Annotated in this window: 13 protein-coding genes; 11 read left to right on the top strand and 2 right to left on the bottom strand. The window is 70.0% G+C overall.

Annotated elements, in window-relative coordinates; genetic code table 11:
• Positions 1-20: 20 nt before the first annotated feature.
• Complete coding sequence (locus AB0H87_RS03720) at positions 21-944, bottom strand: sulfite exporter TauE/SafE family protein (protein WP_360139032.1); 924 nt, start codon at positions 942-944, stop codon at positions 21-23.
• A gap of 118 nt (positions 945-1,062) precedes the next feature.
• On the opposite strand from AB0H87_RS03720, the gene AB0H87_RS03715 reads away from it, so the two are divergent.
• A complete protein-coding gene (locus AB0H87_RS03715) occupies positions 1,063-2,934 on the top strand; it encodes a propionyl-CoA synthetase (protein WP_360139029.1) in 1,872 nt (623 codons plus the stop codon).
• Positions 2,935-2,953: 19 nt separating this feature from the next.
• Here AB0H87_RS03715 and AB0H87_RS03710 read toward each other — a convergent pair whose 3' ends face one another.
• Entirely contained in the window at positions 2,954-4,267 is a 1,314-nt protein-coding gene (locus tag AB0H87_RS03710; RefSeq protein ID WP_360139026.1) for an NAD(P)/FAD-dependent oxidoreductase, read from the bottom strand.
• 233 nt (positions 4,268-4,500) lie between these two features.
• Here AB0H87_RS03710 and AB0H87_RS03705 point away from each other — a divergent pair, with 233 nt between their 5' ends.
• The 10 genes from AB0H87_RS03705 (at position 4,501) to AB0H87_RS03660 (ending at position 23,079) form a co-directional block, all read left to right on the top strand.
• A complete protein-coding gene (locus AB0H87_RS03705; protein WP_360139023.1) occupies positions 4,501-7,641 on the top strand; it encodes a carbohydrate-binding protein in 3,141 nt (1,046 codons plus the stop codon).
• Positions 7,642-7,725: 84 nt separating this feature from the next.
• Positions 7,726-8,880 (top strand): ThuA domain-containing protein, encoded by a 1,155-nt coding sequence (locus tag AB0H87_RS03700; RefSeq protein WP_360139020.1) that lies wholly within the window; start codon positions 7,726-7,728, stop codon positions 8,878-8,880.
• Positions 8,881-8,980: 100 nt separating this feature from the next.
• Positions 8,981-11,854, top strand: coding sequence for a ricin-type beta-trefoil lectin domain protein (locus AB0H87_RS03695; RefSeq protein ID WP_360139017.1), 2,874 nt, complete (start codon positions 8,981-8,983; stop codon positions 11,852-11,854).
• Between the two features lie 80 nt (positions 11,855-11,934).
• Positions 11,935-14,040, top strand: coding sequence for a ThuA domain-containing protein (locus AB0H87_RS03690; RefSeq protein WP_360139014.1), 2,106 nt, complete (start codon positions 11,935-11,937; stop codon positions 14,038-14,040).
• 62 nt (positions 14,041-14,102) lie between these two features.
• A complete protein-coding gene (locus tag AB0H87_RS03685) occupies positions 14,103-16,934 on the top strand; it encodes a PQQ-dependent sugar dehydrogenase (protein ID WP_360139011.1) in 2,832 nt (943 codons plus the stop codon).
• Between the two features lie 181 nt (positions 16,935-17,115).
• Positions 17,116-18,423, top strand: coding sequence for an L-fuconate dehydratase (locus AB0H87_RS03680; RefSeq protein WP_360139008.1), 1,308 nt, complete (start codon positions 17,116-17,118; stop codon positions 18,421-18,423).
• A gap of 50 nt (positions 18,424-18,473) precedes the next feature.
• Positions 18,474-19,541, top strand: coding sequence for a sugar ABC transporter substrate-binding protein (locus tag AB0H87_RS03675; RefSeq protein ID WP_360139005.1), 1,068 nt, complete (start codon positions 18,474-18,476; stop codon positions 19,539-19,541).
• Positions 19,541-21,376 carry a sugar ABC transporter ATP-binding protein gene (locus AB0H87_RS03670; RefSeq protein WP_360139002.1) on the top strand — a complete coding sequence of 612 codons (1,836 nt, stop codon included), beginning with the start codon at positions 19,541-19,543 and terminating at the stop codon, positions 21,374-21,376. The genes AB0H87_RS03675 and AB0H87_RS03670 overlap by 1 nt, the downstream gene beginning before the upstream one ends.
• The gene (locus tag AB0H87_RS03665) at positions 21,373-22,395 is read left to right on the top strand and encodes an ABC transporter permease (protein ID WP_360138999.1); all 1,023 of its coding nucleotides are present in this window, start codon (positions 21,373-21,375) and stop codon (positions 22,393-22,395) included. Before AB0H87_RS03670 ends, AB0H87_RS03665 begins: the two co-directional genes overlap by 4 nt.
• Positions 22,396-22,407: 12 nt before the next feature.
• Positions 22,408-23,079, top strand: a complete 672-nt coding sequence (locus tag AB0H87_RS03660) for a FadR/GntR family transcriptional regulator (protein ID WP_360138996.1) — start codon at positions 22,408-22,410, stop codon at positions 23,077-23,079.
• The last annotated feature ends 86 nt before the right edge of the window (positions 23,080-23,165 follow it).

The raw sequence follows: 23,165 nt of genomic DNA, 5'->3' as shown, positions 1-23,165 counted from the left end.
CCCGGCCTGGGGCCCCGGGCTCAGACGCGGGCCGGCTCGACCGCCGGCTCCTCGACGGCGGCGGCCGCGGCCTCGGCGCGGTTGGCGGCCAGGTGCGCCCGGACCGACCAGGCGACCGCGGCGGCCCAGACCACCCAGATGACCGCGTACACCGAGTAGCGAACGCCGTCCGGCGCGTCGATCCAGTCGCTGCGCAGCAGCGTCCGCGTGTTGGTCAGGATGATCACGCCGCCGACCGCGGAGCCGAGCACCCGCGGCGGCACGAGCCGGACCAGCCAGGCCGCGATCGGCGCCGCGATCACGCCGCCCGCCAGCAGCGCGGCGACCCAGCCGAAGTTGATCTGCTCGGAGCCGATGCCGACGAAGAAGCCGACGCTGGCCGCGATCGCGACGAGGAACTCGCTCGTGTCGATCGAGCCGATCGTCTTGCGGGGCTCGAGCCGCCCGCTGGCCAGGATCGCCGGCGTGCCGACCGGGCCCCAGCCGCCGCCACCGGTCGAGTCGACGAAGCCGGCCACCAGGCCGAGCGGGGTGAGGAACCGCTTGCGCAGCGGCTTGCCGAGGTTGGCCTTGGGCAGCCCCGAGGCGGTGAACCGGGTCAGGATGTAGAGCCCGAGCGCGAGCAGGATCAGCGACATCACGGGCGCGGCGGTCTCGGTGGACAGACTCGACAGGAAGGTCGCGCCGGCGAAGGCGCCGATGGCGCCAGGTATGCCGATCTTGGCGACCACCTTCCAGTCGACGTTGCCGAACCGCCAGTGGGAGGCGCCGGAGACCAGGGTGGTGCCGATCTCGGCCAGGTGCACGGTGGCCGAGGCCGCCGCCGGGTTGGTGCCGATGGCGAGGAGGAGGGTCGTCGACGTGACGCCGTAGGCCATGCCCAGGCTGCCGTCGACGAGCTGGGCGCCGAGCCCTACCAGCGCCAGGAGAACCAGCTTGCGCACCGTGCCACCGCCTTTCCCTAGTTTGTCGGTAGAGAATATGTAAACGGTCGGCTAAGTAGCAAGGCACGTCCCACAAGACAGGAAAGACAGCAGGCGTCACAGCGGCCATCATGGGTGGATGGGTGCCTACGCCGACGCGTACCGGACGAGCCTGACCGACCCCACCGAGTTCTGGGGCGCCGCCGCCCGCGAGATCGAGTGGTTCCGGCCGCCCCGCACCGTGCTCGACGACAGCGCGCCGCCGTTCTACCGCTGGTTCCCCGACGGGGTGCTGAACACCTGCTTCAACGCCGTCGACCGGCACGTCCGGGCCGGGCGGGGCGAGCAGGCCGCGATCGAGTACGACAGCCCCGTCACCGACACCCGGCGCACCCTGACCTACCGCGAGCTGCAGGACCAGACGGCGCGCTTCGCCGGCGTACTCCGGCATCTCGGTGTCGGGGCCGGCGACCGCGTGGTGATCTACATGCCGATGGTGCCGGAGGCGGTCGTGGCCATGCTGGCCTGCGCCCGGCTCGGCGCCGTGCACTCGGTGGTGTTCGGCGGCTTCGCACCGCGCGAACTGGCCGCCCGGATCGACCACGCCACGCCGAAAGTGCTGGTCACCGCGTCCTGCGGCATCGAGGTCAAGCGGATCGTCGAATACCTGCCGATCGTCGACCAGGCGCTGACCATGGCCGACCACCGGCCCGACAGCGTGGTGCTGCTGCAGCGCCCGGAAGCGCCGGCCACTCCGCAGGCCGGGCGCGACCTCGACTGGCACGCGGCGCTCGCCGAGGCCGAGCCGGTCGACTGCGTGCCAGTGGCGGCGACCGACCCGCTCTACATCCTCTACACCTCGGGCACCACGGCCCGGCCGAAGGGCGTGGTCCGTGACAACGGCGGCCACGCGGTGGCGCTGCGGTGGAGCATGCAGCACGTCTACGACACCCATCAGGGCGACACGATGTGGACCGCCTCAGACATCGGATGGGTGGTCGGGCACTCCTACATCGTCTACGGGCCGCTGCTCGCCGGCTGCACCTCGGTGCTCTACGAGGGCAAGCCGGTCGGCACGCCCGACGCCGGCGCGTTCTGGCGCGTGGCGGCCGAGCACGCGGTCAAGACCATGTTCACGGCGCCGACCGCGTTCCGGGCGATCCGCCGCGACGACCCGACGGGCGCCCACCTCGACCGCTACGACCTGCGCAAGCTGCGCTACCTCTTCCTGGCCGGCGAGCGGCTCGACCCGGAGACCTACTCCTGGGCCCGCGAGCGGCTCGGCATCCCGGTGATCGACCACTGGTGGCAGACCGAGACCGGCTGGCCCGTCGCGGCGAACCCGATGGGCCTCGAGCCGCACCCGCCGCGCCCGGGCTCAGCGACGGTGCCGATGCCGGGCTACGACGTCCGCGTCGTCGACGACAACGGCGAGCCCGCGCGCGAGGGCCAGATCGTGATCAGGCTGCCGCTGCCGCCCGGCACGCTGCCGACGCTCTGGCAGGACGACGAGCGCTACGTCGCCTCCTACCTGAGCGCCCACCCGGGGCACTACCTGACCGGCGACGGCGGGTACGTGGACGACGACGGCTACCTGTTCGTCATGGGCCGCACCGACGACGTGATCAACGTGGCCGGCCACCGGCTGTCCACGGGCGCCATCGAGCAGGTCCTCGCCGCGCACCCGGCGGTCGCGGAGTGCGCCGTGATCGGGGTGGCCGACGAGCTGAAAGGCCAGGTGCCGCGGGCCCTCGTGGTGCTCAAGGCCGGCGCCGAGCCCGGCGACGACCTGGCCGCCGAGCTGAAGGCACTCGTCCGTGAGCGGATCGGCGGCATCGCGTCGCTGAGCCGGGTCGACGTGGTCGCGGCGCTGCCGAAGACCCGGTCCGGCAAGATCCTCCGCAAGACCATGCGTGGCCTCGCGGCCGGCGCCGACGAGCCGGTGCCCTCGACCATCGAGGACCCGGCGGTGCTGGAGGCCCTCCGCCGGGTGCTCGAGCCGGACTACTGAGCCATCAATAGCTGAGCCGTTAGCGGCGGGTGGGCATCGGCGGCCGCACGGGCAGCTCCGGCGCGGCGTTGTCGAGCGGCACCTCGGGCCCGCGGATCAGGCCCAGCTGCACCGCCTGCCGCGGCAGGAACGCGTGCAGCAGCCAGTCGCCGACCACGCGGATCCGGTTGCGCGGCAGCGACAGCAGGTGGTAGCCCCGGGTCGCCACCATGGCGGGGATGCCCGACAGGTGGACGCCGAACGGGTTGGCGGTCGCGTCCAGACCGCCTAGGTCGACCACGAAGCCGAGGTCGCGGTGGCGGTACGGCTTGCGCCGGCCCGTGCCGTACTCCGCGGCGATGTTGCGCGCGACCTGCTTGCCGTGCCGGACCGCGTGCTGGGCGGTCATCGGGGTCGGGCGGCCCGGGTTCTCCGGGTCCGGCACCGCGGCCGCGTCGCCGATCGCGTAGACCCGCGGGTGGCCGGGGACGTTGAGGTACTCGTCGACCACTATGCGGCCGTGGTCCGTGGGCAGGCCGAGGTTCTCGACGACCGGGTCGGGCCGCACGCCCACGCACCAGACCAGCGTGCGGGTGGGGATGTAGCGGCCGTCGGTCAGCCGTACGCCGTCGAACAGCGCCTCCTGCACCGAGGTGCCCATCAGCACCTCGACGCCGCGCTCGCGGAGCACCCGGTCGGCGTCCTTGGACATCCCCTCGTCGAGCTCCGGCAGCACCCGCTTGGCCAGGTCGAGCAGCACCCACTTGGGCTGGATCGGCGACTTCTTCTGTTTCGCCACCATGTCGGTGAACGTGGCGCCGTGCGCCGCCACCTCGGTGCCGGTGTAGCCGGCGCCCACCACCACGAACGTGCAGCGGGCCGCGCACTCGCCCGGATCGGCCTCGGTCAGCGCCATCTCGATCTGGCGGACCATGTGGTCGTGCAGGAACAGCGCCTCCGGGATGCCCCGGAAGCCGTGGGCGTGGTCCGCGACACCGGGGATGGGCAGCAGCTTGTTGACGCTGCCCAGGGCGATGACCAGGCGGTCGTACGCGACGTGGCCCTCGCCGCCCTCCGGGTTGCGGTAGTGGACGCGGTTCTCCGCCAGGTCGAGGGAGTGCGCCTCACCGAGCACCAGCCGGACCCTGGGCAGCGACGAGGTGAGCGAGACCGCGATCTGCGGCGGCTCCAGCACCCCGACCGCGACCTCGGGTAGCAGCGGGACGTAGAGCAGGTAGTCCGTCGGGTTGATCAGCGTGATGTCCGCCCGGCCGCGAGCCAGGCGGGTCAGTTTGTGCGCTGCGTGGTACCCGGCGAACCCACCTCCGACGATGACCACCCTGGGACGTGCCATGCCACCCACGTTAGTGCCACTTGGGGGGTCCGACACGCTATGTGCCTAAATCCTCGGTACCGCGATACCTCCGATGTCTCCCGACCTGCAGGGGGAGAACGTGTAGGACACGCATCGAAGTTCGGGGATTGACGAGCCGAGACATCCAATGTTAACTACACGTCACAGATGAAGGTCGATGCCCATTTCGGCGGATGGGCACCAGACGAACGATCTAGAAGGGATCGTGTCGGATGAAGGTGCGTTCGCCGATCGTGCGGCCAACTCTGCGCCTCAGCGTGCTCCTCCTCCTGCTCTCCGGTGGGCTCGTCGCGCTCGGGTCGGCCCCGGCCGCCGCGGCGCCCACGGACGCCGCTTACAACGCCGGGACCGGGGCCCTCAACGTCGACTACGGGAGCTACCTCTCGAAGCACGACGTCGTCTACAACCGGCCCAACACCAACCCGCTGCACGGGCTGACCGTCGGCAACGGCCGCACGGGCGCGATGGTGTGGAACCAGAACGGCCTGACCGCTCAGGTGTCCGGTGTGGACCTCGCGCAGCAGTCCACGTACGCGGCCGGCAACCTCAACCTCTTCACCTCGCCGCAGCTGGACACCGGCTACAGCACGTTCCAGCAGCGGCTGTCCCTCTACGACGGGACGCTGACCACGAAGTACGACAGCAACCGCACGGTGACGGTTTTCGGCGCGCCCAACTCCGAGGTGATGGGCATCCACGTCGAGGACTCCCGGCCCGGCGTGTCGAGCGTCGGGCTCGACCTGTCGCTGTGGGACATGAACACCGTGCAGAACATCGCGGACGTGCCGAACCTGACCACCTGGCGGACGGTCAGCACGTTCGCCGACTCGGCCGCCGTCGGCCTGTCCCGCGGCCAGGCGGACCCGCAGAACTTCGGCTACACGTTCGCGGCCACCGTCGAGGGCGCCAACTACACCGCCCAGACGGTCAACGGCACCCGGGTGCGACTGAACATCACCCCGACGTCGAGCTACACCATCTGGTTCACGGCGGCCAGCCGCGTCAACTCGCCCGGGCAGAACTCGGTGCAGCAGGCGCGCAACCAGCTCGCGGCGGTCAAGTCGGCCGGCTACACCAGCACGCTCAACGCGTACAAGAACTGGTGGCACAGCTTCTGGGCGAAGTCGTTCGTGCAGTACGGCGGCAGCGCCGACAACGACTACCTGGAGAACGCCTACTACCTGTTCACCTACATGATCGCGGCCGGTGGCTACGGCAACTACCCGCTGCACTTCATCAACGGCAACTTCCGCGCGACCCAGGACAACTCCAAGTGGTCCAACGGCTACTGGTACTGGAACCAGCGCGACGTCTACAACTCGTTCTACAGCTCGAACCATCCGGAGCTGATGAGAACGTTCAACAACCTCTACTCGCGCAACTACAACGCGCTGAGGTCCTACACGCAGACGCGGTACGGCACCGACTCGCTCTGGGTGCCGGAGACGATGGGCTGGGACGGCAACGCCCGCGGCACCATCAACAGCGACTTCGTCAACGACATCTACTCCACGGGCACCGAGGCCGCGTACAACATGTACCTCTACTACCGGTACACCAACGACACGGCCTACCTGCGCGACGTCGCGTACCCGTACATGCGTGAGTCCGTACGGTTCTACCAGAACCGGCTGTCCCGCAACGGCGCGCAGTACTACATGGCCAGCTCCAACGCGCACGAGACCTACTGGGACGTGAAGAACGCGCTGACCGACCTGGCCGCGGTGCGGCTGCTGTTCCCGCTGACGATCCAGGTGTCCACCCAGCTCGGGCTCGACAGTGGACTGCGGGCCGGCTGGCAGGACGTCGTCAACAACCTCGCGCCGTACCAGATCTCGAACGGCGCCTACCTGCCGCATGACCCGCCGACGTCACCGACCCGCAACGGCGAGAACGTGGCGCTGGAGCTCGTCTGGCCCTACGACCAGACCGGGATCGGCTATCCCGACACGCAGACCGCCATCAACACCTTCAACGTCCGGCCGCACCCCTACGGCAACGTCTGGGCCAACGACCACGTGCACGCCGCCCGGCTCGGCCTCGGCCCGCAGGCGCAGTCCGGCATGAAGACGATGCTGCAGAAGTACCAGAACTACCCCAACGGCATGACGAACAACACCAACGGTGTGTACGAGTACATCGGCATCCACCTCGCGGCGATGAACGAGGCGCTGATGCAGTCGTACAACGACAAGATCCGGGTGTTCCCCGCGATCCCGTCGGACTCCGGCTTCGTCGGCAGGTTCACGCTGCTGGCCAAGGACGGCTTCCTGGTCAGCGCGGAGCGCGAGGCGCAGGAGACCAAGTATGTCGGCGTCCGCAGCCTGCACGGCAAGCAGGCGCGGGTGGTCAACCCGTGGGGGACCCAGCAGATCCGGGTGCGCCGCACCAGTGACAACGCCGTCATCACCACGGTCTCGGCGGCCGAGGTGAGCTGGGCGACCGCGGCCAACACCAGTTACGTGGTCGAGCGGGTGGCCAAGCCGCTGACCTCGTACGCGTCGACCACGCTGACCGGCTCGGCCAACCAGGGCGTGAAGTCGCTGTCCGGCACCGCGTCCACGCTCGGCCTCGGGCCGGCGGGGCAGGGCGGTCTGGTCAACGACACCGACCTGACCTACGGCGCGAACTGGTACCACACCACCGCGCGCGGCTACGGCGACTACAACGACGACACCCACCACAGCAACACCGTCGGCGCGGAGGCGTCCTACACGTTCACCGGCACGGGCGTGGAGTACCTCTCGGAACGGTTCAGCGACATGGGCAACGTCGACGTCTACATCGACAACGTCTTCCAGACCAACGTCAACCTCAACGTGAGCGGCGCACGGCAGGCGCAACAGGTGGTCTACAGCAAGACCGGCCTGACCAACGGCCAGCACACGATCCGGATCGTCAACAAGACCACCTCGGTGGGCATGGTCGACGCGCTGCGGATCCTGACCGGTGGCGGCAACCCACCCACGGGCGGCACGGCGCTGCGGGCCACGGCCAACAACCTGTACGTGACCGCCGGCTCCGCACCCCTGATCGCCTCGGCGGCGACGGTGGGCGCCGGGGAGCGCTTCGACCTCGTCGACCTCGGCGGCGGCAACGTCGCGTTGCGGGCCCGGGTCAACAACATGTTCGTGTGCGCGGAGGGCGCCGGCGCGCAGGCGTTGATCGCCAACCGCGCGTCGGCGGGGTCCTGGGAGACGTTCGCCCGGGTCAACAACTCCGACGGCACGATCAGCCTGCGGGCCACCGTCAACAACAAGTACGTCGTCGCGGAGAACGGCGGTGCGGGCAACCTCATCGCCAACCGCGACGCCATCGGACCGTGGGAGAAGTTCACGCTCGTCGCGAGCTGACCCACCGGGCGGGGCCAGGGGAATGGCACACCCTGGCCCCACACCTCCGTCCCGTCCCCCAACCCCATCAACGGAGGAGCAGTGTTGAGACGACTGTTGGCGGCCCTGGCCGGGCTCGCCGTCGTGCTGGTGGCCGCGCTCTACGCGGCACCCGCCTCGGCGGCGCCGGTGACCAGGGTCCTGGTGTTCTCGAAGACGGCCGGTTTCCGGCACTCGTCCATTCCCAACGGCATCGCGGCGATCCAGCAGCTCGGGTCGCAGAACGGCTTCACGGTGACGGCCACCGAGGACGCCAACCAGTTCACCACCGCGAACCTGGCGCAGTACCAGGTCGTCGTGTTCCTCTCGACCACGGGCGACGTCCTGAACGCGACGCAGCAAACCGCTTTCCAGTCCTACATCGCGAGCGGCAAGGGCTACGTCGGCGTGCACGCCGCCGCGGACACCGAGTACGACTGGGCCTGGTACGGCGGGCTCGTCGGCGCGTACTTCCAGTCGCACCCCGCGATCCAGCAGGCGACGCTGCGGGTCGAGGACAGCACGAACCCGGCGTCCGCCCACCTGCCGGCCAACTGGACCCGGTCGGACGAGTGGTACAACTACCGGACCAACCCGCGGGCGAACGTACGCGTGCTGGTGCGGCTCGACGAGGCCACCTACAGCGGCGGCTCGATGGGCGACCACCCCATCACCTGGTGCCAGAACTACGGCGGCGGCCGGTCGTTCTACACCGGGCTCGGGCACACCGAGGCGTCGTACACCGAGTCGAACTTCACCCGGATGCTGCTCGGCGGGATCCAGTGGGCCGGTGGCGCGGTGAACGCCACCTGCACGCCGGCGACGACGCCGCCGGTGACCGGCACGGCGGTGCGGGCGCTGGCGAACAACAGGTTCGTCACGGCCGGCTCGGGCAACCTCATCGCGAACGCCACCGCGGCGTCCACCACCGCGCAACGCTTCGACGTGGTCGACCTCGGTGGCGGCAACGTCGCACTCCGCTCGAAGGCCAACGGCATGTACGTCTGCGCGGAGAACGCCGGCGCCAACCCGCTGATCGCCAACCGGGCCGCCGTCGGTGGCTGGGAGACGTTCGCGCGGATCAACAACTCGGACGGCACGGTCAGCTTCCGCGCCCAGGCCAACGGCCGCTACGTCGTGGCGGAGAACGCCGGTGCCGCGGCCCTGATCGCCAACCGCACGTCGATCGGCCCCTGGGAGAAGTTCGCCCTGACCAACTAGTCCCTCTCCACGGACCCACGGTCCCGCACGGCGCTCGGCCGGCCGTGCGGGCCGCGGTCCGCGGCTGCTCCGCACCCCTACCCACCACGGGAGCATCCACATGCGACGTACGTCCCTGCGCCGCAGACCGCGCCTGTTGAGCGCGCTCGGCGCCGCCCTGCTCACGGCGGCCAGCCTGACGGTGCTGACCGTCACACCCACCCCGGCGGCTGCCGCCCCACCCGCGACCAGCCTGTTCGAGAAGGTCAAGCTCGACGGCGGCACCTCGATGGGCGAGCCGATCGAGCTCGCGGTCGCCGCGGACCAGAAGGTCTTCTACATCAACCGCGGCACCTCGTCCGGCGGCGGCCAGGTCCGCCTCTACAACCCGGCCACCCGGACCACCACGGTCGCCCTGACGCTGGCGCTCGACGCCCGGTTCGAGGACGGGCTGATCGGCATCACGCTCGACCCCGGCTTCGCCACGAACGGCTGGCTCTATCTCTTCTACTCGCCCGCCCAGTCGACGCTGGTCAACCGGATCTCCCGATTCACCTTCAACGCCACCACCAACGTGATCGACCCGGCGTCCGAGGACATGATCATCGAGTGGCCGACCGAGCGGCGGCTGTGCTGCCACAGCGCGGGCTCGATGACCTGGGACACGGCCGGCAACCTCTACTTCGCGGTCGGCGACAACACCAACTCCGGCGGTGACTCCGCCGGCATGGCGCCGATCGACGAGCGCACGAACCGGGACGCGCAGTACGACGCGCAGCGCACGTCCGGCAACACCAACGACCTGCGCGGGAAGATCAACCGGATCAAGCCGCAGGCGAACGGCACGTACACGATCCCGAGCGGCAACCTGTTCGCGCAGGGGACGGCCGGGACGCGTCCCGAGATCTACGTCATGGGCACGCGCAACCCGTACCGGATCTGGGTCGACAAGAAGGCCAACAACACCCTGTACTGGGGCGAGGTCGGCCCCGACGCGGGTGCGACGATCGCCAACCGCGGCCCGGCGGCGTACGACGAGTTCAACCGGGCCACGGCGCCCGGCAACTACGGCTGGCCCTACTGCGGCGGCCCGAACGTCGCCTACAACGACTGGGACTTCGCCGCCAACGCGCCGCGCGGCTGGTTCCCGTGCGGCGGCTCGACCGGCCCGGTCAACAACTCGCCGCGCAACACCGGCCTGCAGCAGCTGCCGCCGACCAAGCCGGCGCTGGTCTGGGAGCAGCACGGCGGCAGCCGCGAGTGGCCCGCGCTGGACAACCCGGGCGGCTGCGGATCGCCGAACCACACCGAGGTCTACCACTACGACCCGAACCTGGCCTCGGACGTGAAGTGGCCGCAGTACTACGACAACAAGTGGCTGATCTCCGAGTACTGCCGCAACTGGATCAAGGAGGTCCAGTTCGACAACGGCAACCCGGTCACCGGCAACCCGACGGTGATCGAGCCGGTGCTGGGCGGCATGCAGCTCGTGCACCCGATCGACATGGAGTTCGGCCCCGACGGCTCGCTCTACCTGCTCGAGTACGGCAACGGCTACTTCTCCGGCGATGTCGCCGCAGGCCTCTACAAGATCAATTATGTCGCCGGCGGCCGCGCGCCGACCGCCGTCGCCTCGGCGAACCGCGACAACGGGCTCGCGCCCCTGCAGGTCACGTTCTCCAGCGCGGGCAGCAGCGACCCGGACGGCAACCCGCTGACCTTCCAGTGGGACTTCGACAACAACGGCACCGTCGACTCGACCGCCGCCAACCCGACCTACACGTACACGACCGTCGGTGACAAGCGGGCCCGGCTGACCGTCAACGACGGCACCGGCCGCAGCGGCACCACGCTGCTGCCGATCGTGGTCGGCAACAACCGGCCCACGGTCACGCTCAACGGGCTGCCGGCCGGCGGCATGATCTCGTGGGACGAGAACGTCACCTCCACCGCGACGGCCACCGACCCGCAGGACGGCACGATCCCGTGCGCCGGCGTGGTGATCCGGGCGGCCCTCGGCCATCAGGAGCACGCGCACGAGGAGGGCCAGGGCACCGGCTGCGGGTTCACCGTCAACACCGGCCCGGTGCACGCCGGTCCGGACTCGACGCTGTTCTTCGTCCTGCGGTCCAGCTACACCGACCGGGGCGCGACCGGGACCGTGCCGCTGACCGGCGAGAAGGAGATCACGCTCTGGCCCAAGCAGTGGCAGGCCGAGCACTACGTGACGCTCAACGGCCCGCAGGTGATCAACGCGTCGGGCGCCGAGGGCGGCAAGCGGCTCGGTGACATCCAGAACGGCGAGTACGTGCGGCACCACGCGGTCAGCCTCAAGGGCATCAACCAGGTCCGCGCGCGGGTCTCGTCCGGCGGCGCCGGCGGCACGATCTCCTTCCGGTACGACTCGACGACCGGTCCTGAGGTCGCCCGGTTCGCCGTGCCGGGCACGGGCAGCTGGGACACGTACACGGACATCACGGTCCCGGTGAGCAAGCCCGACGACAACACCCACGACCTCTACATCGTGTTCACCGGTGGCAGCGGGGCCTTCCTCGACCTCGACAGCTACACGTTCATCGGCCCGGGCGTCTCGACACCGGGTGGCGGCGGTGGTCCCCGGACCGGCGCGATCAAGGCGCTCGGCAAGTGCGCCGACGTGAACGCCAGCGGCACCGCCGACGGCACCCGGATCCAGGTCTGGGACTGCAACGGCGCGCCGAACCAGACGTGGACGGTCGGCACCGACGGCACGATCCGCTCGCTCGGCAAGTGCATGGACGTGCAGGCGAGCGGGACGGCGAACGGCACCAAGATCCACCTCTGGACCTGCAACGGCACCGGCGCCCAGCAGTGGGTCACCGGCGCCAACGGCAGCCTGCGCAACCCGCAGGCCAACAAGTGCCTGGACGTCCCGGGTTCGAACACCACCAACGGCACCCAGCTCCAGATCTACGACTGCAACGGCACCGGAGCCCAGAACTGGACCTTGCCCTAGGGCCGGATCGCACCACAGCCGCGTGGGGCCCGGTCGCGCCGACGGCCGGGTCCCACGCCCCCACCCGACTAGGAGCTCTCATGCGCATCCGCGCCCTGGCCGCTGCCGTGGCGGCCGCGCTCGTCGCGGGTCTCGCGATGGTGGCGCCCGCCTCCGCGGCCCCGCTGACCAAGATCCTCGTGTTCTCCAAGACGGCCGGCTTCCGGCACTCGTCCATTCCCAACGGCATCGCGGCGATCCAGCAGCTCGGGTCCCAGAACGGCTTCTCCGTGACCGCCACCGAGGACGCCAACCAGTTCACCACCGCCAACCTCGCGCAGTACCAGGCCGTCGTCTTCCTCTCCACCACCGGCGACGTGCTCAACGCGGCACAGCAGACCGCTTTCCAGTCGTACGTCACGGGTGGCGGCGGGTTCGTCGGCGTGCACGCGGCGGCCGACACCGAATACGACTGGCCGTTCTACGGCGAGCTGGTCGGCGCCTGGTTCTCCTCGCACCCGGCCAACCAGACGGCGACGATCCGGGTCGAGGACCGGGGCAACGCGTCGACCGCGCACCTGCCGGCGACCTGGTCCCGACTCGACGAGTGGTACAACTACCGGACCAACCCGCGGTCCACGGCCAAGGTGCTGGCCAGCCTCGACGAGTCGTCGTACTCCGGCGGCTCGATGGGCGGCGACCACCCGATCACCTGGTGCAAGAACGTCGGCTCCGGCCGGTCCTGGTACACGGGTCTCGGGCACGTCGAAGAGGCGTACACCGACGCGAACTTCACCCGGATGCTGCTGGGCGGCATCCAGATCGCGGCCAACAACCGGCCCGCCGACTGCCGGCCGGAGACGGGCTGGACGGCGCTGTTCGACGGCACGCAGGCCAGCCTGAACAACTGGCGGCAGGCCGGGCCGGGCAGCTTCACGCTGGCCAACGGGACGCTGAGCTCGGTCGGCGGCATGGGGCTGCTCTGGTATCCGGTGCGGACGTTCAGCAACTACTCGCTGAAGCTCGACTGGATGATGCCGGGCGACGACAACGGCGGCGTGTTCATCGGCTTCCCCGACCCGCTGGGTGATCCGTGGAACCCGGTCAACCAGGGGCACGAGATCCAGATCGACGCCACCGACGCCGATCCGTCCCGGACCACCGGCAGCGTCTACAGCTTCTCCGGACCGAACTCCGCGCTGCGCGACGCCGCGCTCAACCCGCCGGGATCGTGGAACACCTACGAGATCTGCGTGCACGGGCAGCGGGTGGAGGTCTGGCTCAACGGAGTCAAGATCAACGACTACCAGAGCACGCGGGCCATCGCCAACGGCTACATCGGCGTGCAGAACGACGGTGCCGGCGCCGACATCAACTACCGCAACATCCGTATCAAGGCCGAGGGCGGCAACCCGCCGGCCACCGACCTCGCGCAGGGCAAGCCGGTGACCGTGTCCAGTGTGGAGGGCGGCAACCTCGCGGCGTACGCGGTCGACGGCAACCCGTCGACGAGGTGGGGGAGCCTCTACACCGACCCGCAGTCGATCACGGTGGATCTGGGGCAGTCGTACGACCTCTCGCGGGTGCGGCTCAACTGGGAGACCGCTTACGGGCGGGCGTACCAGATCCAGACGTCGCCGAACGGGTCGAGCTGGACGACCGTCTACTCGACCACGACCGGGGACGGCGGGGTCGACGACATCACGCTGTCCGGGTCGGGGCGCTACGTGCGGATGAACGGCACCCAGCGCGGCACCCAGTGGGGCTATTCGCTGTGGGATCTCAACGTGTACGGGACGCCCGCCGGCGCTGGTCTTCTTTCCCGGAACCAGCCGGTGACCGTGTCCAGTGTGGAGTCGGGCAGCGCGCACGTCGGGCCGAACGCGGTCGACGGCAACACCGGGACCCGTTGGGGTTCCGCCTACAGCGACCCGCAGTGGATCTCCGTCGACCTGGGCTCGGCGCGGACCGTCAACCGCGTCCGGCTCCAGTGGGAGGCCGCCTTCGCGCGGGCGTACCAGATCCAGACGTCGCCGAACGGGTCGACCTGGACGACGGCGTTCTCGACCACGACCGGTGACGGCGGGGTCGACGACGTCACCCTCACCACCCCACCCACCGCCCGCTACGTCCGCGTCAACGGCACGCAGCGCGCACTGACCCAGTACGGCTACTCCCTCTGGGAGTTCGAGGTCTACGGCTCCTAACCCTCAATGCTTTGCGCCGACCGGAGGTCCAGGCGCCTTCGGCGGCTCAGAAAGGACAAGGTATGCGCCCATCCCCTCGGCGCTGGTCGCGGTTCCTCGCCGTCGGCCTGCTCGGCGCCGCCAGTTCGACGCTGGCGGTGACCACCGCCGCGACGCCCGCCGCCGCGGCGCCCATCCCGCCCGCGGACTACCAGGCCGTGCAGCTCGCCGTCGGCTCCGCCGAGATCGGCGAGGCCATGTCGCTGGCCGTGCTCCCGGACCGCACGGTCATCCACACGGCCCGCAACGGCACGGTCCGGGTCACCGACCCGGCCGGCAACACCAAGGTGGCCGGCACCATCCCGGTCTACACGCACGACGAGGAGGGCCTGCAGGGCGTCGCGGTCGACCCGAACTTCGCGACGAACCGCTACGTCTGGCTCTACTACTCGCCGCCGCTGTCGACGCCGGGCGGTGACGCGCCGACCACCGGCACGGCCGCGGACTTCAACGCGTGGAAGGGCCACCTGAACCTGTCCCGGTTCACCCTCAACGCCGACAACACGCTCAACATGGGCAGCCAGGTCGTCACGCTGACCGTCGACAACGACCGCGGCCAGTGCTGCCACGTCGGCGGCGACATCGACTTCGACTCCGCCGGCAACCTCTACCTGACCACCGGCGACGACACGAACCCGTTCGAGAGCAACGCGTACACCCCGATCGACGAGCGGACGAACCGCAACCCGCAGTTCGACGCGCAGCGCTCGTCGGCGAACACCAACGACCTGCGCGGCAAGGTGCTGCGGATCAAGCCGACCGCGGCGGGCGGCTACACCATCCCGGCCGGCAACATGTTCGCGCCGGGCACCGCCAACACCCGGCCGGAGATCTACGCGATGGGCTTCCGGAACCCGTTCCGGATGAGCGTCGACAAGCCGACCGGCATCGTCTACCTCGGCGACTACGGCCCGGACGCGGGCGCCGCCGACCCCAACCGCGGGCCGGGCGGGCAGGTCGAGTTCAACCGGATCACCGGGCCGGGGTTCTACGGCTGGCCGTACTGCACGGGCAGCAACTCGAACACGGAGACGTACAACGAGTACACCTTCCCGAGCGGGCCGTCGCAGGCCAAGTACAACTGCGCGGGCGGGCCGACGAACAACTCGTTCCGCAACACCGGCCTGCAGGCGTTGCCGGCCGCGAAGCCCGCCTGGATCCGCTACGGCTTCGACTCGACGCCGCCGGAGTTCGGTGGCGGCTCGGAGTCGCCGATGGGTGGCCCGGTCTACCGCTACAACGCGTCGCTGAACTCCGCCGTGAAGTTCCCGCAGTCGCTCGACGGCCGGTACTTCGCCGGTGAGTACGGCCGTCAGTGGATCAAGGCGATCGCCGTCAACAGCAACGGGACGTACGGCGAGATCTCCGACTTCCCGTGGGACGGCACGCAGGTCATGGACATGGCCTTCGGTCCGGACGGCGCGCTCTACGTGCTCGACTACGGCACGGGCTCCAACAACCAGGCGCTGTACCGGATCGAGTACATCGGCGGCGGCAACCGCAGCCCGGTCGCGGTCGCCTCGGCCAACCGCACCTCCGGGCCGGCGCCGCTGAGCATCACCTTCTCCTCGGCGGGCTCGGCGGACCCGGAGGGCGGCGCCCTGTCGTACCTCTGGACCTTCGGCGACGGCACCACCTCGACCGCGGCGAACCCGACGAAGACCTACAACACGAACGGCACCTACACGCCGACGCTGCGGGTCACCGACCCGACCGGGTTGTCCGGGACGGCGAGCCTCGTCGTCACGGTCGGCAACTCAGCGCCGACCGTCAACCTCAGCGCCCCGGCCGATGGGACGCTGTTCAACTTCGGTGACACCATCCCGTACACGGTGAGCGTCTCGGATCCCGAGGACGGCACCATCAACTGCTCCCGGGTGTCGGTGACCTACTTCCTCGGCCACGACAACCACTCGCACCAGATCACCTCGAAGACCGGCTGCTCCGGCACGCTCACCGTGCCCACCGACGGCGAGCACGACGCGGCGGCCAACATCTTCGGCATCTTCGTCGCGTCCTACACCGACAACGGCGGGCTGACCACGACTAGCCAGAAGGTCCTGCAGCCGCGGCACCGCCAGGGTGAGCACTTCGCGGCGCAGTCGGGCGGCGTGCAGATCGCCAACCACGCGGCGGCGGAGGGCGGCGCGACCGCCGGCTACATCGACAACAACGACTGGATCTCGTTCCGCCCCTACAACCTGTCGAACGCGTCGAGCATCACCGCCCGGGTCGCCTCCGGCACCGTCGGCGGCACGATCGAGGTGCGCAGCGGCTCGCAGACCGGCCCGCTGCACGGCACGCTGACGGTCAGCCCGACCGGCGGCTGGGAGACCTACGCCAACGTGACGGCCAACCTGACGAACCTGCCGGCCGGGTCGACGCAGCTCTTCTTCGTCTTCAAGGGCGGGGCGGGCAACCTGTTCGACCTCGACGCGTTCACCTTCAACTCGACCGGGACGCCCCCGACCGGTGGGTCGACGCTGCGCGCGCTGGCCAACAACCAGTTCGTCAGCGCCGCGAACAGTACGACTCCGCTGATCGCCAACAAGGCGACGGCGGGCACCACCGAGCGGTTCGACGTGGTCGACCTCGGTGGCGGCAACGTCGCGCTGCGGTCGCGGGCCAACAACATGTACGTGTGCGCTGAGAACGCGGGCGCGAACCCGCTGGTCGCCAACCGGGCGGCGGTGGGTCCGTGGGAGACGTTCGCCCTCGTCCGGAACGCGGACGGCAGCGAGAGCCTCCGGGCGACCGTCAACAACATGTACGTGGTCGCGGAGAACGCGGGCGCGGCCTCGCTGATCGCCAACCGGGCGGCCATCGGGGCGTGGGAGAAGTTCGACCTGGTCTGAGGCCACGTTTGCTCTGCATCCATATACGGATCGATTCGTATATGGATGCAGAGCAAGGGGTCAGTCATTGGATGAATCGCCTCGGCAACGGGGCGATTCTTCCATGTAGAGATCGAAGGTCTTGCCATACATCCGACCACCTGGTAAACATCGGATCTATGAAATCGCGTGAGGATCGTCGATGACCGCCCGCTTCGTGTCGCTGGACACCTACGACGTGCGGTTCCCGACCTCGCGCGAGCTGGACGGCTCCGACGCGATGAACCCGGACCCGGACTACTCGGCCGCCTACGTCGTGCTGCGCACCGACGAGCTCGACGGGCACGAGGGACACGGGTTCGCGTTCACCATCGGGCGGGGCAACGAGGTGCAGACGGCCGCGATCGCCGCCCTGCGCCCCTACCTCGCCGGCCGCCTGGTCAAGAACGTCCTCGACGACCTCGGCGCGTTCTGGCGCGAGCTGGTGCACGACTCGCAGCTGCGCTGGCTCGGCCCGGAGAAGGGCGTCATGCACATGGCCATCTCGGCCGTGGTCAACGCGCTCTGGGACCTCAAGGCCAAGCAGGCGGGCCTGCCGCTCTGGCAGCTCCTCGCCTCGATGCCGCCCGAGGAGCTGGTCTCGCTCGTCGACTTCCGCTACCTCACCGACGCGCTCACCCCGGGCGACGCGCTCGAGCTGCTCCAGCCCGGCGCCGCCGGTCGCGAGGAGCGGGTCGCGGAGCTGCTGGCGCACGGCTACCCGGCGTACGCCACCTCGCCCGGCTGGTTGGGCTACGACGACGCGAAGCTGCGCCGGCTGTGCCAGGAGGCGCTCGACGCGGGCTTCACGCAGATCAAGCTGAAGGTCGGCGCGGACCTGTCCGACGACGTCCGCCGGCTGCGGATCGCCCGCGAGGTGTGCGGGCCGGACATCCGGATCGCGGTCGACGCCAACCAGCGCTGGGACGTCGGCGACGCCATCTCGTGGGTCCGTGAGCTGGCGGCGTACGACGTCTGGTGGGTGGAGGAGCCGACCAGCCCGGACGACGTGGTCGGGCACGCGGCGATCGCCCGGGGCATCGCACCCGTGCCGGTCGCGACCGGCGAGCACGTGCAGAACCGCGTGGTCTTCAAACAGCTGCTCCAGCTCGGCGCGGTGTCCTATGTGCAGCTCGACGCCGCCCGGGTCGCGGGCGTCAACGAGAACATCGCGATCCTGTTGCTGGCGGCCAAGTTCGGCGTGCCGGTCTGCCCGCACGCGGGCGGCGTCGGCCTGTGCGAGCTGGTGCAGCACCTCTCGCTCTTCGACTACGTCGCGGTGTCGCGCTCCATGGACAACCGCGTCATCGAGTACGTGGACCATCTCCACGAGCATTTCCTCGACCCTGTGCAGATCCACGCCGGACGTTACCTCGCACCTGCGGCGCCCGGCTTCAGTTCGACGATGCGCCCCGAAAGCCGGGCCCGGTTCGCCTTCCCCGACGGGCCGGCCTGGTCGCGCACCGGCTGAACGTCCGCTCCACCCCCTACCCATCCCTCTTCCCACCACAGAGGACAGCGATGATCCTGAAGAGACGCGCCGTCGTCAGCGTGGCGGTCGTCGCCGCGTTCGCCGCGGCGACCGCCGGTTGCAACTCGTCCGACTCCGCATCGTCCGGTGGCAGCGCCACCGGCACCGGTGGCGACGCCAAGCCGCCGATCGCCGTCGACCTGCCCCGGGCCGACTCCGACTTCTGGAACTCGTACGCGAAGTACATCCCGCAGTTCGCGAAGGAAGGCGACATCAACCTGATGACGCCGACCAACTCGCAGAACGACATCGCGAAGCTGGTCGCCAACGCGCAGGCGCTCACCGCGCAGGGCGCCAAGGCGATCGTGATGGCGCCGCAGGACACGGGCGCGATCGCCACCACGCTCACCATGCTGGAGAGCAAGAAGATCCCGGTCGTCTCCGTGGACACCCGGCCCGACAAGGGCAAGGTCTTCATGGTCGTGCGGGCCGACAACCGCGCCTACGGCCAGAAGGCGTGCGAGTTCCTCGGCGAGAAGCTCGGCGGCAAGGGCAAGGTCATCGAGTTCCAGGGCTCGCTGTCGTCCGTCAACGGCCGCGACCGCTCCGAGGCCTTCGCGGAATGCATGAAGTCGAAGTTCCCCGGCATCACCATCTTCGAGGAGCCGACCGAGTGGGAGGGCGCCAAGGCGTCCGCCGCCCTGCAGACCCGGCTCGCCCAGCACCCCGACATCAAGGGCATCTACATGCAGGCCGGCGGCGTGTTCCTGGCGCCGACCCTGCAGCTGCTGAAGTCCAAGAACCTGCTGGTGCCGCCGACTGACCCGAAGCACATCTTCATCGTCTCCAACGACGGCATCCCGCAGGAGTTCGACGCGATCCGCAAGGGCGAGATCGACGCCACCGTCTCGCAGCCGGCGGACCTCTACGCCAAGTACGCGCTGCACTACGCGAAGGCCGCGGTCGAGGGAAAGACGTTCACCCCTGGACCGACCGACCATGACAGCACCATCATCGACGTCGGCAACGGCGTGCTCGAAGACCAGCTGCCGGCGCCGCTCGTGACGAAGGACAACGTCGACGACGCGTCGTTGTGGGGCAACCAGATCGGGAAGTGATGACCGACGTACTGACCGACGCGGCCGGGGGTGGGGCTGCCGCCCCGCCCCCGGCCGTCTCGGCTCGCGAGATAACGAAGCGCTTCGGCGCGACGACCGCGCTGTCCGGCGTGAGCGTGGCGGTCCGGCCCGGTGAGACGCACGCCCTGGTGGGTCGCAACGGCGCCGGCAAGTCGACGCTGGTCTCGGTGCTCACCGGGCTGGCGCGGGCCGACGAGGGCACCGTGTCCTTCGGCGGCGAGCCGGCGCCGGCACCGTCCGACCGGGACGGTTGGCGGCGCCGGGTCGCCTGCGTCTACCAGCGGTCGACCATCATTCCGACGCTGTCCGTCGCGGAGAACCTGTTCCTCAACCGGCAGACGGCGCGCGGGCCGATCCGGTGGGGCGGGCTGCGGCGGCGGGCCGCGGCATTGCTCGAGGAATACGGTGTCGCGGTCGATCCGGCCGCGCAGGCCGGCGACCTCAACGTGGAGCAGCGGCAGCTCGTCGAGATCGCCCGGGCGCTGTCCCTGGGCACCCGCTTCATCATCCTCGACGAGCCCACCGCGCGGCTCGACGCGACGGCGATCGAGCGGTTGTTCGTCCGCATGCGGTCCCTGTCCGCGTCGGGCGTGACGATGCTGTTCATCTCGCACCACCTGCGCGAGGTGTACGAGGTCTGCGACACCGTCACCGTCCTCCGCGACGCCCGGTGGGTGCTGACCGAGCCGGTGTCCTCCGTCGGGCACTCGGCTCTGGTGTCGGCGATGACGGGCGAGGCGGTCGGGCTGACGTCCGTCGCACCCCGGACGGTGCCCGCGTCCGCTCCGTCGGTGCTGGCGCTGTCCGCACTGACGCTCGCCGGCGCGTACACCGGGATCGACCTGTCCGTGCGTGCTGGCGAGATCGTCGGGGTGACCGGGTCCGGGAGCAGTGGGAAGGTGTCGCTGGCCGAGACTGTCGGCGGATTGCGTCGCGCCGACAGTGGCACGGTCTCGGTGGGTTCTTCGGTGGTCGGGTCTGGCGTGCCGGCGGCGTTGGCCGCGGGGATCGGGCTCGTGCCGGAGGACCGGCACCGCGAGGGGCTCGTGCCGCTGCTGTCGGTGGCGGAGAACGCGACGCTGCCGATCGCCTCCCGGCTCGGTCCGGCGGGCGTCGTGGTGCCGCGGCGACGGACCGCGGTGGCCACGGAGATGGTCGCCCGATACGACATCCGCACGGAGAGCCCGGCGGCGCCGGTCTCGAGCCTGTCGGGCGGCAACGCGCAGAAGGTCGTGCTGGCCCGGGCGCTGTCCACCGACCCGTCGGTCCTGGTGCTGATCAACCCGACGGCGGGTGTGGACGTGCGCTCGAAGGAGTCGCTGCTGGGCGCGGTGCGGTCGGCCGCGGACCAAGGGACCGGGGTGCTGATGGTCTCGGACGAGCTCGACGACCTGCGCCACTGCGACCGGGTCATCGTCATGTTCCACGGCCGGATCACGGCCGAGCTGCCCCGCGGCTGGGACGACGGGGACGTCGTCGCGGCAGTGGAAGGCGTCTCGTCCGACGACGGGCGGTCAGCGTCCGGCAAGGACGGGGCCGCACCAGCCGACGAGGCCACCTCGTCCACCGGCGGTGGCGGCGCGGCCGGTGGTGACCAACGTTCATCAGTCGGCGGCGACGTCTCGCCTCCCGGCGGTGCGGGCGGGTCCGGGAGCGGTGGCGTCGCGGCTCGCGGCGATGGTGGTTCATCAGCCGGCGGGGGCGCTTCGCCTACCGGCGGCGCGGTTGGGTCCGGCAGCGGCGGCGTCGTGCCTCGCGGCGACCGTGGTTCATCAGCCGGCGAGGGTGTTTCTTCAGAAGGAGCGGAGTCATGAGCGGCACCACCACCGCACCACCCGTCGCGGACGCGCCTGCCCGGCGTCGGCTGCGTGGGCCGGCGCTGGCGCGGATGCGGGACCTGGCGCTCGTACCCGCGATAATCGTGTTGGTTCTGGTCGGCGCCTTGATCGACCCGGTGTTCCTGAGCAGCGCCAACATCATCAACGTGCTGCAGCAGCAGACCGAGCTGTCGCTGCTCGTGCTGGCCGAGGCGATCATCCTGATCGGCGGCCGGTTCGACCTGTCGCTGGAGTCGACCGTGGGTCTCGCGCCGGCGCTTGCCGTCGCGCTGGTCATCCCGGCGGCCAGCAACGGGCTCGGCACCGAGTGGTCCTCCGCGCTCGCGATCCCGATCTGCCTGCTCGTCGGCGTGCTGATCGGCGCGTTCAACGGCATGCTGATCCTGCGCTTCGGCCTCTCGGCGTTCATCGTCACGCTCGGCATGCTGATCGTGCTGCGCGGCCTGCAGATCGGCATCACCGGCGGCCAGAACCTGTTCGAGCTGCCGATGTCGGTGCTCTACCTCGGCAACGCCGTCTGGCTCGGCCTGCCCGCCTCGATCTGGATCTGCGGCATCCTGTTCGCGATCGGGATCGCGGTCCTCGGTTGGTTCAGACACGGGCGCGCGGTGTACGCCATCGGCGGCAACCGGGACGCCGCGCGCGCCGCCGGCATCCGGGCCGACCGCGTCATCTTCGTGGTCTTCATCGTCGGCGGCCTGCTGGCGGCGCTCGCGGGCCTGCTGATGACCGGGCGGCTCGGCTCGGTCGCGTCGGCGCAGGGCTCGGGCATGATCTTCACGGTGTTCGCCGCGGCGGTGATCGGCGGCGTGAGCATGGAGGGCGGCAAGGGCACGCTGTTCGGCGCGCTCTGCGGCGTCGTCGTGCTCGGCCTGATCAACAACATCCTCACGCTGGCCGGCGTGTCGGCGCAGTGGATCCAGGCCATCTACGGCCTGATCATCCTGGTCGCGCTGATGCTGGCCCGGGTGACCACGGGCAAGGCACAGGACTGAGGTGGCGGCGCCGTGGCGTTGACCGACGAAGCGATCGACAAGATCAAGGAGATGATCGTCTCCGGGGCACTGGGCCCCGGAGACCGTCTCCCCAAGGAGGCCGACCTCGCGGAGCGGCTCGGGCTGTCCCGCAACTCGCTGCGCGAGGCCGTCAAGGCGCTGTCCATCATCAAGGTGCTCGACGTGCGCCAGGGCGACGGCACGTACGTCACCAGCCTCTCGCCCGACCTGCTGCTCGAGTCGCTGAGCTTCGTGGTCGACTTCCACCGCGACGACACCGTGCTGCAGTTCCTCGAGGTGCGGCGGATCCTGGAACCGGCGGCGACCGCGCTCGCCTCCCGGCGGATGAACGACGACGAGATCGCCAAGCTGCAGCGGGTGCTCGACGAGCTCGGGCCGTCGCCGTCGGTGGAGGCGCTGGTCGCCAACGACCTGGAGTTCCACCGCGCGATCGCGGCGGGTTCGGGCAACGCGGCGCTCTGCTCGCTGATCGACGGGCTGTCCGGGCCGACGACGCGGGCGCGGATCTGGCGCGGGCTCACCCAGGAGGGCGCCGTCGACAAGACGCGTGAGCAGCACCAGGCGATCGTGGACGCGATCGCGGGGCGCGAGCCGGAACTGGCCCGGTCGTGGGCGACCGTGCACATCGCGGGCGTGGAGGAGTGGCTGCGCCAGGCGCTCTGATCCGTCCCGCGTACGTCCGTCGGCGTAGTGTCGGATACTCCCGGCCGAGTACGAAACCGTCGTACCCCGGTCATAGAGTCATCGCG

This window comes from Asanoa sp. NPDC050611 (genome assembly GCF_040654855.1).
Classification (GTDB): Bacteria; Actinomycetota; Actinomycetes; order Mycobacteriales; family Micromonosporaceae; genus Asanoa.
This window is presented reverse-complemented; position numbering and strand designations above follow the sequence as displayed.